The 11,805-nt window shown below is 67.2% G+C and carries 11 protein-coding genes; 6 read left to right on the top strand and 5 right to left on the bottom strand.

The genetic code is table 11. From position 1 onward, the window contains the following. Window positions 1–11 precede the first annotated feature (11 nt). Together IPG65_RS09545 and IPG65_RS09540 are read left to right on the top strand one after the other, a co-directional pair. A complete protein-coding gene (locus tag IPG65_RS09545) occupies window positions 12–1,334 on the top strand; it encodes a hypothetical protein (protein ID WP_293188974.1) in 1,323 nt (440 codons plus the stop codon). A 21-nt stretch (window positions 1,335–1,355) separates the two neighbouring features. Further along, complete coding sequence (locus tag IPG65_RS09540) at window positions 1,356–2,804, top strand: Fic family protein (protein ID WP_293188973.1); 1,449 nt, start codon at window positions 1,356–1,358, stop codon at window positions 2,802–2,804. Between the two features lie 52 nt (window positions 2,805–2,856). Here the strand turns inward: IPG65_RS09540 and ureC are convergent, their stop codons facing one another. The 5 genes from ureC to ureA form a co-directional block, all read right to left on the bottom strand. After that, window positions 2,857–4,605, bottom strand: a complete 1,749-nt coding sequence (gene ureC, locus IPG65_RS09535; protein ID WP_293188972.1) for an urease subunit alpha — start codon at window positions 4,603–4,605, stop codon at window positions 2,857–2,859. Between the two features lie 4 nt (window positions 4,606–4,609). Then, the gene (locus IPG65_RS09530; protein ID WP_293188971.1) at window positions 4,610–5,101 is read right to left on the bottom strand and encodes a DUF4440 domain-containing protein; all 492 of its coding nucleotides are present in this window, start codon (window positions 5,099–5,101) and stop codon (window positions 4,610–4,612) included. An 83-nt stretch (window positions 5,102–5,184) separates the two neighbouring features. After that, complete coding sequence (locus tag IPG65_RS09525; RefSeq protein ID WP_293188970.1) at window positions 5,185–5,490, bottom strand: urease subunit beta; 306 nt, start codon at window positions 5,488–5,490, stop codon at window positions 5,185–5,187. 13 nt (window positions 5,491–5,503) lie between these two features. After that, window positions 5,504–6,091 (bottom strand): HupE/UreJ family protein, encoded by a 588-nt coding sequence (locus IPG65_RS09520; RefSeq protein WP_293188969.1) that lies wholly within the window; start codon window positions 6,089–6,091, stop codon window positions 5,504–5,506. Between the two features lie 64 nt (window positions 6,092–6,155). Next, the gene (ureA, locus tag IPG65_RS09515; RefSeq protein ID WP_293190030.1) at window positions 6,156–6,458 is read right to left on the bottom strand and encodes an urease subunit gamma; all 303 of its coding nucleotides are present in this window, start codon (window positions 6,456–6,458) and stop codon (window positions 6,156–6,158) included. A gap of 250 nt (window positions 6,459–6,708) precedes the next feature. Between ureA and urtA the strand changes: the two genes are divergently transcribed. The 4 genes from urtA to urtD all read left to right on the top strand — a co-directional run bounded on the left by urtA (window position 6,709) and on the right by urtD (window position 11,736). Beyond that, window positions 6,709–7,986: an urea ABC transporter substrate-binding protein gene (gene urtA, locus IPG65_RS09510; protein ID WP_293188968.1), complete on the top strand. Its 1,278-nt coding sequence runs from the start codon at window positions 6,709–6,711 to the stop codon at window positions 7,984–7,986. Between the two features lie 185 nt (window positions 7,987–8,171). After that, window positions 8,172–9,683 carry an urea ABC transporter permease subunit UrtB gene (urtB, locus tag IPG65_RS09505; RefSeq protein WP_293190028.1) on the top strand — a complete coding sequence of 504 codons (1,512 nt, stop codon included), beginning with the start codon at window positions 8,172–8,174 and terminating at the stop codon, window positions 9,681–9,683. Beyond that, entirely contained in the window at window positions 9,680–10,864 is a 1,185-nt protein-coding gene (gene urtC, locus IPG65_RS09500; RefSeq protein WP_293188967.1) for an urea ABC transporter permease subunit UrtC, read from the top strand. The genes urtB and urtC overlap by 4 nt, the downstream gene beginning before the upstream one ends. Continuing rightward, window positions 10,861–11,736 carry an urea ABC transporter ATP-binding protein UrtD gene (gene urtD, locus IPG65_RS09495; protein ID WP_293188966.1) on the top strand — a complete coding sequence of 292 codons (876 nt, stop codon included), beginning with the start codon at window positions 10,861–10,863 and terminating at the stop codon, window positions 11,734–11,736. The genes urtC and urtD overlap by 4 nt, the downstream gene beginning before the upstream one ends. The last annotated feature ends 69 nt before the right edge of the window (window positions 11,737–11,805 follow it).

Below are 11,805 nucleotides of genomic sequence, written 5' to 3'. Positions count from 1 at the left end.
GAGCAAGCTGAATGCTGTTAATCACGGGCGCTGGCGTTGACCGCACGGCAGGCATTGATTTCCCATTGGCAAATACGCTGCTGGCCGATGTGACACGTTATCTGGACGGCCCGGGGAAGATGGTGGACCAAGCCTTGCGAGCCATGCTTCCCGGCTTGCGTTTCAGCTTCAACAGCATGATCGCGCGCGCGGTGGACAAGATTGCCATCCGCGAGCCGCACGAGCAGAAGGCCATGGTTCAGCGGGTGCAGTTGGCCATTGCTGGATTGGCTGCCGAGAAGGACCACATCCGCAAGCACGGCGAGTTGATCATCCGTCTGTTCAACAAGTTGGCAACCATTGCGGAGCACAGCCAACTCGACGAAGAAACGGAGGGCTTGATCCGGGAGGTGTTCCCGAAAGATGCGGACGACCTGATCGATAGCGACTCGATTCTGGACATTCACAAGCTGTCGCTGTCCGACACTTTCAAGACCGTTCTCAAGCGCACCTTGAAGATGGGGCTCAGCGGGGACAGGCATGAAGTGGCCGCAGCGCTGGGCGCCGACATGCTGAATATCGAAACGCTGCTCATCGAGAAGTTCCTGGGCTTCTATAACGACAAGCCTGCGGACATCAAGAACTACCTCTACATCGCCTGGTCGCTGTGGGCCTACTTGGTCGCCAAACAAAACGAAGTCTTGAAGGCGCACGAGGCGGGCAAGTTGCCGTTCTATGGCCGCATTCCAGACGGTGTTCGCGCGATCACGCTGAACTACACAGCCTTCCTGGAAAACCGACTCGGGAATGACAAGACTCTGTACTTCCACGGCGGGCTGGCGGAGTACGTGAGGATGGACACACGCGACCTGTTGCCCATCGAAAGCATTCGCGGTTGCGATCCGGCGCAATTCATCCGCGACTGCGTGGCACCGAATGTCGATGTCACCCACGACGATTGGCGGCAGCAGCGACACGTCATTCCGGCCCTTGTGCCGCCGCTACGGCTGAAGCCCATTCTGTCGCATCGCTACATCGAACTCTGGGCGCAAGCATCTGATTGGATCAAGAGCGCGCGGCACATCGTCGTGGCGGGTTACTCCTTCAACAATGCGGATGAGCACTTCAACGACATCTTGCGCTGCCACCCGGACCGAAAGGTCGATGTGGTGGTGCCGGAAGCAATTACACCGGAGTTCGTTGCTCGCATGGAGAAGGTGTTCGGCACCTCGGCCAGCCAGTACACGAAGGTAAAGGTCAGCGGGCGTGATGCGCTGCAAGCGAAGAAGATTCGTCTGATCCCTGCGAGGGCCGACGAGGTGGACGTGGCTGCATTGTTCAAAGTTGGCGCGTAGCCAACTGCTCGATTGCGTTCCATGACAGAAGCCGGTTTCCAGCAAATCCTCGCGCGCGGCGAAGACAGCCGCCACCAGTTCAAGCGCGACGAATCCAACGCCGACAGCATCGCGGCGGAACTGGCCGCCTTCGCCAACAGCGGCGGCGGCCTGCTGTTGCTGGATGTGAACGACGATGGCAGCGTCGTCGGACTGGATGCCGCCAACGTGCGGCGCTTGAACCAATTGATCTCGAATGCCGCGTCGCAGAACGTCCGCCCGCCGATCCATCCGATCACCGAGAACATCCAGACGGCCCAAGGTGTGGTGATCGCCGTCACCGTGCCCGATGGCCTGAGCAAACCCTATTTGGACAACCAGGGCCGCATCTGGGTCAAGAGCGGTTCGGACAAGCGCCACGTCACCGCGCGCGAGGAAATCCAGCGGCTGTTCCAACGCGCGGGCCTGGTCTACGCCGACGTGGTGCCGGTCGAGGGAACCTCTGTTGCCGACATCGACGAAAAGGCGTTCGACGCCTATTTCAGCCGCCGCTACGGCCAATTGCCCGACCTACTCTTGCCGCAGACCTTGCAGAACATTGGCCTGGGTGACGGGCAGGAACTCAACCTCGCGGGCCTGCTGCTGTTCGGCAAGCGCCCGCAGCGTTACCGGCCTGCGTTCATGGTCAAGGCCGTGGCGTTTCCGGGCACGGTGCTGCACGACACCCGCTATCTGGACAGCGAAGACATCGACGGCACCTTGCTGGAGCAGTACCAGCGCAGCCTGGCGTTCATCAAGCGCAACCTGCGCCATGTGCAGGCGGGGCGCGACTTCAACACCATCGGCCAGTTGGAGGTGCCCGAGCCGGCCATCGTGGAATTGCTCGTCAATGCCTTCATTCACCGGGACTATTTCACGAGTGCGTCGATCCGCATCATGGTCTTCGCCGACCGCATCGAGATCGTCAGCCCCGGGCACCTGCCCGACAGTCTGAACATCGACGCCATCCGCCACGGCGTGACCAACCGGCGCAACCCCACCCTGACCGAACACGCCACGCACATCCTCCCGTATCGCGGCCTGGGCTCCGGCATTCCCCGCGCCTTGGGCGAATGGCCGGACATCCGGTTTGAGGACGAAGGGGCGGGCAATCAGTTCAAGGCGGTGATTGCGAGGCCGCAGTCACCGGCACAGATCGTGGCACCTGTTGGCATCGGGTCGGCGGATACCCGAGTCACCCCGGAAGTCACCCCGGAAGTTGGACGAGTTCTGCGCGCGCTGTCTGCCGACTTGTCCCGCCAGGAACTACAGAACGCCCTGGGCCTGAAAGACGATGAGCACTTCCGCAAGGCCTACCTGCTGCCCGCTCTTGCCTCCGGTTGGGCGGAAATGACCCTGCCCGACAAGCCCCGCAGCAGCAAGCAGCGCTATCGCCTCACGGCCACCGGGCGGCAATGGCTGGAGGCGCACCGCAGCGGCGGTTCAAACTGAAGCCGGTGGGCGTCCTACGCAACCGGCATGCGGTTGCATATCGCTGGCGGCGTCAAAACAGGAAATACCGCTGCGCCATCGGCAGCACCTTGGCTGGCTCGCAGGTCAGCAGCACGCCGTCGGCGCGCACGGCGTAGGTCTGGTGGTCAATCTCCATCTTCGGCGTCAGGCCGTTGTGGATCAGGTGCTGCTTGCGCACGCCGCGGATGTTCTTCACCGCGCTGAGCGTCTTGGCCAGGCCGTAGCGTTCCTGGATGCCTGCATTCATTCCCGCCTGCGACACGAAGGTGAGTGAGCTGCGCGCGTTGTTGCCGCCGTACGCACCGAACATGGGCCGGTAATGCACGGGCTGCGGCGTCGGGATGCTGGCGTTGGGGTCGCCCATCGCGGCCAGGGCGATGCTGCCGCCTTTCAAGATGCAGAAGGGCGTGACGCCGAAGAAGGCCGGCTTCCAGATCACGATGTCGGCCCACTTGCCGGGCTCCAGGCTGCCCACCTCGTGGCTGATGCCGTGCGAGATCGCGGGGTTGATCGTGTACTTGGCCACGTAGCGCTTGGCGCGGAAGTTGTCGTTGCGCGCGCTGTTGTCCGGCGAATCCGCACCCGTGCCGGGCGCGGGTGGCAGCCAGCCGCGCTGGGCCTTCATCTTGTGGGCGGTCTGCCAGGTGCGGATGATGACTTCGCCCACGCGGCCCATGGCCTGCGAGTCGCTGCTCATCATGCTGATGGCGCCCATGTCGTGCAGGATATCCTCGGCCGCGATGGTCTCCTTGCGGATGCGCGATTCGGCAAAGGCCAGGTCCTCGGCAATGGACGCATGAAGGTGGTGGCACACCATGAGCATGTCCACGTGCTCGTCGAGCGTGTTCACGGTGTAGGGCATCGTCGGGTTGGTGGAAGAGGGCAGGAAATTCGCCTCGCCCACCACGCGCAGGATGTCGGGCGCGTGGCCGCCGCCCGCGCCTTCGGTGTGGAAGGCGCAGATGCCGCGCCCGGCCACGGCGGCGATGGTGTCTTCCACAAAGCCCGACTCGTTGAGCGTGTCGGAGTGGATCGCCACCTGCACGTCCTCCTCGTCCGCCACGTCCAGGCAGTTGCTGATGGCGCTGGGCGTGGTGCCCCAGTCCTCGTGCAGCTTCAGGCCGATCACGCCGGCCTCGACCTGCTCGTGCAGCGCCTCGGGCCGGCTGGCGTTGCCCTTGCCCAGAAAGCCCAGGTTCATGGGGAAGGCGTCGGCCGCCTGCAGCATGCGCTCGATGTTCCAGGGGCCGGGCGTGCAGGTGGTGGCGAAGGTGCCTGTGGCCGGCCCGGTGCCGCCGCCGAACATGGTGGTGACGCCGGAGGCCAGCGCTTCCTCGATCTGCTGCGGGCAGATGAAGTGGATGTGGCTGTCGATGCCGCCAGCGGTGACGATGTTCCCTTCGCAACTGATGATTTCGGTGCCGGGGCCGATCACGATGTCCACGCCGGGCTGGGTGTCGGGGTTGCCGGCCTTGCCGATGGCGGCGATGCGGCCGTCCTTCAGCCCGATGTCGGCCTTGACGATGCCCCAGTGGTCGAGGATCAGCGCGTTGGTGAGCACGGTGTCCACCGCGCCCTGCGCGCGCGTGCGCTGCGATTGCGCCATGCCGTCGCGAATGGTCTTGCCGCCGCCGAACTTCACCTCTTCGCCGTAGCCGCCGGCGCGCAGGGTGTAGTCGGTCTCGACCTCGATCACCAAGCCAGTGTCGGCCAAGCGCACGCGGTCGCCGACGGTGGGGCCGAAGATTTCCGCGTAGGCGCGGCGTGAGATGGTTGCCATGGCCTTACTTCTTGGGGATAGGTGGGTCCGGCAGGCGGGTGGCCTGGCTGGCAGCGAGTTTCCAGCCGGCGGGTGTTTTCACGAAGGTTTGCACCCAGCGGAACTGGTAGAGCTGCTGCTCCTTGACGTTCAGGATCAGCCCCTTGCCCCGCACGATGGCGGTCTGGCCACCGTAGCCGAGGATGACAAGCTCGTGGTCGTCGGCCATCTCGACCGTGGGCTCGCCGGTGAGCAGGCTGACCACGCGCGCATCGCGCTCGTCGAGCTTGCCGGAGCCGTGCGTGTGCGTGAAGTCGTCGGTGTAGAAGCCCTTGATCCGGGCGGCGTCCTTCGCCTGCACCGCGGCGGCGATGGCGTGGTACACGTCCAGCACGGCCGCGCTCACCGCGGGATCGGTCTGCGTCTTGACGACCGGATGGGCGGGCGCCATCAGCGGCGCGCACAGGCAAGCCAGTGCGATCAACCAACGGGCGGCAACCTGCAAGGGATGGGTCATCACGAATCCAGTGATATTGAATTGATAGCGGCCTGCGCATGCGGGTCCTGGGCTATCGGCCGATTTGTCTTGAAGGAAGGAGTTCACAGCGGCCCCTGCACCAGCCCCCGGAAGCCGTACACCACGCGCTCGCCGCCCAAGTCCACCAGGTCCACCGTGCGCTGCTGGCCGGGCTCGAAGCGCACGGCCAAGCCGGAGCCGATGTTCAGCCGCATGCCGCGCGCGGCGGCGCGGTCGAAGTCCAGCGCCGCGTTGACTTCGGCGAAGTGGTAGTGCGAGCCGACCTGGATCGGCCGGTCGGCGGTGTTGCGCACCACCAGCGTCGCGCCGCGGCGGCCAGGGTTGAGGACGTGCTCGCCGGGGTCGGTGAACAGTTCGCCGGGGGTCATTTCGTCCGCCCTTTCACAGGGCCATGCGCAGCAGCAGCGCCGAGCCCAGCAGCGCGACGGCCGCGCCGGCCAGCGCGCCCAGCCAGCGGCGGCGGCGCAGCACCCACTCGCCCAGGCCAATGCCGGCGGCGTGCAGCAGCGCGGTGCCCAGGGCCATGCCGGCCAGCACCGGCCAAGCGCCGGTGCCACCAGCCAGTTCCGTGCCGTGCGCCGCACCGTGGAAGAAGGCGAACGCGCCGGTCAGCGCCACGGCCGCCGCCGCCGGCAGCCGCACGCGCAGCGCCACCAGCAGGCCGACGGCCAGCAGCGACGCGGCGATCATGCGCTCCACCGCCGGCACCTGCCAGCCGGCGAACGCGGCCAGCGCGCCCAGCACCAGCATCGCCACGAAGGCCAGCGGCGCCACCCACACCGGGCGCACGGCCAGCGCGCTCCACACGCCGACGGCGACCATGGCGGCCAGGTGGTCCGCGCCGCCCAAGGGGTGCAGCAGCCCGCTGGCGAAGTTGGCGTGCGTGTGCGCGTCGCCCGCGCCGGTGTGCGCCAGCGCCAGGGCGGGCACGGCCAAGGCCAGGGCGGCGCCCAGGCGTTTTACTATCATATTCATAGCTTTCACCGTAATATCCATGCGGTCAGATGGCATAAAAGACTAAAAAACTTTACCGTCACTCGATCGGCTGGTGCACGGTCACCAGCTTGGTGCCGTCGGGGAAGGTGGCCTCGACCTGGACCTCGTGGATCATCTCGGGCACGCCCTCCATCACCTGGTCGCGGGCCAGCACCGTGCGGCCGGCGCTCATCAGCTCGGCGACCGTGCGGCCGTCGCGCGCGCCCTCCATGATGGCGGCACTGATCAGCGCCACCGCCTCGGGGTAGTTGAGCTTCAGGCCGCGCGCGCGGCGCCGCTCGGCCAGCAGGGCGGCGGTGAAGATCAGCAGCTTGTCCTTTTCGCGCGGCGTCAGTTCCATGGGCGTGTTCTCGTGGTCCACCGTGGTGCATGCAAGTTGCGCGCCAGCCTGGTGCATGCCCTCGCGCGCCGCCGTCACGCCAATTTGGTGCATCGAGGCGCAACCCATGCGCCGAAACCGTGCACGGCGCACCGATGGCCGCCCGGCGCCGCGCGCGCCGTCCTCGCGCGGCCGGGGCTGGCACGCCCTTTGCGTGAGGGGGTGGGTGAGGCCATCGTCGGCCCCGCTCAACACTTCTGGAGTCACGCACATGCATCGCCGCTTCCCCCTCAAGACCCTGGCCGCCGCCACGGCCCTGGCCGGCTTCGCCGCCCTGCCCGCGCACGCCCAATCGGGCGGCACCATCAAGGTCGGCGTGCTGCATGCGCTGTCGGGCACGATGGCCATCTCGGAAACGGCGCTCAAGGACATGGCGCTGATGACCATCGAGGACATCAACGCCAAGGGCGGCGTGCTGGGCAAGAAGCTGGAGCCCGTGGTGATCGACACCGCCTCCAACTGGCCGCTGGCGGCCGAGAAGGCCAAGCAGCTCATCGGCCAGGAAAAGGTGGCCGTCACCTTCGGCTGCTGGACCTCGGTGTGCCGCAAGTCGGTGCTGCCGGTCTACGAGGAGAACAACGCGCTGCTGTTCTACCCCGTGCAGTACGAGGGGGAAGAGCTGTCGAAGAACGTGTTCTACACCGGCGCGGCGCCCAACCAGCAGGCCATCCCGGCGGTCGAGTACCTGATGAGCAAGGACGGCGGCGGCGCCAAGCGCTGGGTGCTGCTGGGCACCGACTACGTGTACCCGCGCACCGCCAACAAGATCCTGCGCGCGTTCCTCAAGACCAAGGGGGTGAAGGACGCGGACATCATGGAAAGCTACACGCCCTTCGGCCACAGCGACTACCAGACCATCGTCGCCGACATCAAGAAGTTCTCGCAGGGCGGCAAGACGGCGGTGATCTCCACCATCAACGGCGACTCCAACGTGCCCTTCTACAAGGAACTGGGTAACGCCGGCATCAAGGCCACCAACGTGCCGGTGGTGGCCTTCAGCGTGGGCGAGGAAGAGCTGCGCGGCCTCGATCCCAAGCCGCTGGCCGGCCACTTGGCCTCGTGGAACTACTTCATGAGCGTGAAGAACCCCGCCAACACCGCCTGGATGAAGCAGTGGGCCGACTACGCCAAGGCCAAGAAGCTGCCCGGCCAGTCCACCAAGCCGCTGACCAACGACCCGATGGAAGCCACCTACGTCGGCATCCATATGTGGAAGCAGGCGGTGGAGAAGGCCAAGAGCACCGACGCCGACAAGGTGATCGCCGCCATGGCGGGCCAGACCTTCAAGGCGCCGAGCGGCTTCACGCTGACCATGGACGCCAAGAACCACCACCTGCACAAGCCGGTGCTGATCGGCGAGATCCGCCCCGACGGCCAGTTCAACGTGGTGTGGAAGACCAAGGCACCCGTCAAGGCCCAGCCCTGGAGCCCCTTCATCGAGGGCAACAGCGCCAAGAAGGACGAGCCGACCGGCAAGACCGTGATGTGACGGCCTGGGCTCTCGCGCGCGGCCAGCGGCGAGACCCGGCGTGACCCGAGCCCGGCCCGCGCCCGCGCGGCCGGGGGCCTTTTGCCCAATGGATCGAGGATGACGTGAAGAACCCCCTGCACCGATGGCTCCAGGCCGCGTGCCTGCTGCTGTGCGCCGCGGCGGCGCCCGCCCAGGCCCTGACGATGGAGCAGGCCTTGGCGATGGCCTCCGGCGACGCGCAGTCGCGCACCGCCGCGATCAACGAGGCGGCGGCGAGCGCCGACGAGCGCGCCGCCGCCCTCATCCAGGCGCTGGCAGACGACGCGGTGCGCCACACCGACACGCAGGTCTTCGTGATGGACGGCGAGCAGGGCCGCGACCCCGTCACGGGCGCGGCCGTCGCCGTGCCGGACGCGGCCGAGGACGTCGTCAACAACAACGTGATGCGCCGCGCCCTCGAAGCGGCGCAGTCCGCGCTGCGGTTGGCCAGCCCCGACGCCAGCGCGCGCGCCGCCGCCGCCGACGTGCTGCTCAAGGACCCCGACCCCTCGCGCCTGCCGCTGGTGGAAGCGGCCCTGGCGCGCGAGCAGGACGCCGGCGTGAAGGCCCGGCTGGAGCTGGTGCGCGCCGCCTCCGCGCTGGCCAGCGACGACCCTGCCCAGCGCCTGGCCGCCGCCCGCGCCCTGGGCGAGCAGCGCACGCCCGCGACCAAGCTGCTGCTGAACGACCGCCTGGCCGAGGAGCCGGACGCGGCCGTGCAGGCCGCCATTCGGGAGGCGATCCGCCACATCGACGACACGCTGGTGTGGGGCGACCGCCTCAACGCCGTGTTCAGCGGCGTGAGCCTGGGCTCGGTGCTGCTGCTGGCGGCGCTCGGGCTGGCCATCACCTACGGGCTGATGGGCGTGATCAACATGGCGCACGGCGAGCTGATCATGATCGGCGCCTACGCCACCTACGTGATGCAGGGCCTGTTCCAGCGCTTCGTGCCCGAGCCGCTGTTCGGCTGGTACCTCGTCGCGGCGATCCCCGCGTCCTTCCTGGCGTCGGCGCTGGTGGGCGCGGTGCTGGAGCGCGGCGTGATCCGCTTCCTGTACGGCCGGCCGCTGGAGACGCTGCTGGCCACCTGGGGCATCAGCCTGATGCTGCAGCAGCTCGTGCGCTCCATCTTCGGCGCGCAGAACGTCGGCGTGGAGAACCCGGCCTGGATGAGCGGCGGGCTGCAACTGATGGCCAACGTGACGCTGCCCTGGAACCGCATCGGCATCATCGTCTTCGCCGCGCTGGTGCTGGCCGCCATGGGCTGGCTGATCGCGCGCACGCGGCTCGGCCTGTTCGTGCGCGGCGTGACGCAGAACCGGCCTATCGCCTCCTGCATGGGCGTGAACACGGCGCGCGTCGACACCTACGCCTTCGCGCTGGGCTCGGGCATCGCCGGGCTGGCGGGCTGCGCGCTCAGCCAGATCGGCAACGTCGGCCCCGACCTGGGCCAGGGCTACATCGTGGACAGCTTCATGGTGGTGGTGATGGGCGGCGTGGGCCAACTGGCCGGCACCGTGTACGCGGCGCTGGGACTGGGCGTGCTCAACAAGTTCATCGAGGGCTGGGCCGGCGCCGTGCTGGCCAAGATCGCCGTGCTGGTCTTCATCATCATCTTCATCCAGAAGCGGCCGCAGGGCATCTTCGCGATGAAGGGCCGGAGCGCCGAAGCATGAGCCACGTGCAACTACCTTCCAAGGCGCCGCTGCTCGGCGGCAAGGGCTGGACGGCCTTTTTCGCCGCCCTGATCGCCGTGTGCGCCGTGGCGCCGGTGCTCAACCTGTGGGTCCCCGCCGGCAGCCCCCTGCACCTCAGCGACTACGCCGTGGCGCTGCTGGGCCGCATCATGTGCTACGCCATCTGCGCGCTGGCCATGGACCTGATCTGGGGCTACGCCGGCATCCTGTCGCTGGGCCACGGCCTGTTCTTCGCGCTGGGCGGCTACGCGATGGGCATGTACCTGATGCGCCAGATCGGCCGCGACGGCAACTACAAGAGCGACCTGCCGGACTTCATGGTCTTCCTCGACTGGAAGGAGCTGCCCTGGCACTGGCTGCTGTCGGACAGCTTCGCCGCCACGCTGATCCTCATCGTGCTGGTGCCGGCCGCGGTGGCCTTCGTGTTCGGCTGGTTCGCCTTCCGCTCGCGCATCAAGGGGGTGTACTTCTCCATCATCACGCAGGCGCTGACCTATGCGGCGATGCTGCTGTTCTTCCGCAACGAGACGGGCTTCGGCGGCAACAACGGCTTCACCGACTTCAAGCGCATCCTGGGCCAGCCGCTGGCCACGCAGCAGATGCGCATGCTGCTCTTCGTGCTCACCGGCGCCACGCTGCTGGGCTTCTTCCTGTTCGCGCGCTGGCTGATCGCCAGCAAGTTCGGGCGCGTGCTGCAGGCCATCCGCGACGCCGAGTCGCGCACCATGTTCTGCGGCTACAACCCGCTGCCCTACAAGCTGACGATCTGGGTCATCTCGGCCGTGATGTGCGGCGTGGCCGGCGCGCTGTACGTGCCTCAGGTGGGCATCATCAACCCGGGCGAGATGAGCACCGCCGCCTCCATCGAGATCGCCATCTGGACGGCGGTGGGCGGGCGCGCCACGCTGGTCGGCCCGGTCATCGGCGCGTTCCTGGTCAACGGCGCCAAGAGCTGGCTGACGGTGGCGGCGCCCGAGTACTGGCTGTACTTCCTGGGGCTGCTGTTCATCATCGTCACGCTGTTCATGCCGCAAGGCGTGGTCGGGCTGGCGCGCCGGCTCGGCCGCCGCCCGCCGGCGCCGGCCGAGCCGGCCCGCGCCACGGCGCCCCGCCCCGCCGCGAGGGACGCCGGCCTCGACGCCGAAGGAGCGCGCGCATGACCCCCGACCTGCTGGCCCAGGGCGCCGAGCGCCACGACCGCCACCTCGCGGCCACGCGCGAGCGGCAGACCGAATCGGGCGACCGCAGCGCCGTCTTCGCGCGCCCCGTGGTGCCGGGCGAGGTGGACGTCACGCACGGCCGCATCCTGTACCTGGACGACGTGAGCGTGAGCTTCGACGGCTTCAAGGCCATCAACAAGCTCAGCCTGGACATCGCCCCCGGCGAGCTGCGCTGCATCATCGGCCCCAACGGCGCCGGCAAGACGACGATGATGGACATCATCACCGGCAAGACCCGGCCCGACGAGGGCACGGTGTTTTTCGGCAGCACCATCGACCTGCTGCGCCACCGCGAGGCCGAGATCGCGCAACTGGGCATCGGCCGCAAGTTCCAGAAGCCCACCGTGTTCGAACACCTCACGGTGTTCGAGAACCTCGAACTCGCCCTCAAGACGGACAAGGGCGTGACGCACTCGCTGTTCTTCCGGCTCGACTCGGCGCAGGCCGACCGGCTGGCCGAGGTGCTGCACACCATCCACCTGGCGGGCAGCGTGGGCCGCCTGGCCGGCACCCTGAGCCACGGCCAGAAGCAGTGGCTGGAGATCGGCATGCTGCTGATGCAGGACCCGAAGCTGCTGCTGCTGGACGAGCCCGTGGCCGGCATGACCGACGAGGAGACGGCGCGCACGGCCGAGCTGTTCCTCACCCTCAAGGGCAAGCATTCGCTGATGGTGGTGGAGCACGACATGAGCTTCATCCGCACCATCTCCGAGATCGTCACCGTGCTGTGCGACGGCGCCGTGCTGGCGCAGGGCACGCTGGACCAGGTGCAGGCCGACGAGCGGGTGATCGAGGTGTACCTGGGGCGTTGACCGATTACTATTAAAAAAATAGCTATCAGCGCAATATCCACACCGGCCAACGCTTTATTTCATTCAAAA

This window comes from Ottowia sp. (assembly GCF_016703145.1).
Classification (GTDB): Bacteria; Pseudomonadota; Gammaproteobacteria; order Burkholderiales; family Burkholderiaceae_C; genus Ottowia.
Note: the sequence above shows the minus strand (reverse complement) of the source record. Positions and strands in the feature narration are given on the sequence as shown.

Bases quoted from the DNA above. Each gene is read 5' to 3' on its own strand.
- IPG65_RS09525 (WP_293188970.1), bottom strand. From the start codon at position 5,490: ATGACCCCCGGCGAACTGTTCACCGACCCCGGCGAGCACGTCCTCAAC.
- urtB (WP_293190028.1), top strand. From the start codon at position 8,172: ATGGAGCAGGCCTTGGCGATGGCCTCCGGCGACGCGCAGTCGCGCACC.
- ureA (WP_293190030.1), bottom strand. From the start codon at position 6,458: ATGGAACTGACGCCGCGCGAAAAGGACAAGCTGCTGATCTTCACCGCC.
- IPG65_RS09530 (WP_293188971.1), bottom strand. From the start codon at position 5,101: ATGACCCATCCCTTGCAGGTTGCCGCCCGTTGGTTGATCGCACTGGCT.
- urtD (WP_293188966.1), top strand. From the start codon at position 10,861: ATGACCCCCGACCTGCTGGCCCAGGGCGCCGAGCGCCACGACCGCCAC.
- urtA (WP_293188968.1), top strand. From the start codon at position 6,709: ATGCATCGCCGCTTCCCCCTCAAGACCCTGGCCGCCGCCACGGCCCTG.
- IPG65_RS09540 (WP_293188973.1), top strand. From the start codon at position 1,356: ATGACAGAAGCCGGTTTCCAGCAAATCCTCGCGCGCGGCGAAGACAGC.
- IPG65_RS09520 (WP_293188969.1), bottom strand. From the start codon at position 6,091: ATGATAGTAAAACGCCTGGGCGCCGCCCTGGCCTTGGCCGTGCCCGCC.
- ureC (WP_293188972.1), bottom strand. From the start codon at position 4,605: ATGGCAACCATCTCACGCCGCGCCTACGCGGAAATCTTCGGCCCCACC.
- urtC (WP_293188967.1), top strand. From the start codon at position 9,680: ATGAGCCACGTGCAACTACCTTCCAAGGCGCCGCTGCTCGGCGGCAAG.
- IPG65_RS09545 (WP_293188974.1), top strand. From the start codon at position 12: ATGCTGTTAATCACGGGCGCTGGCGTTGACCGCACGGCAGGCATTGAT.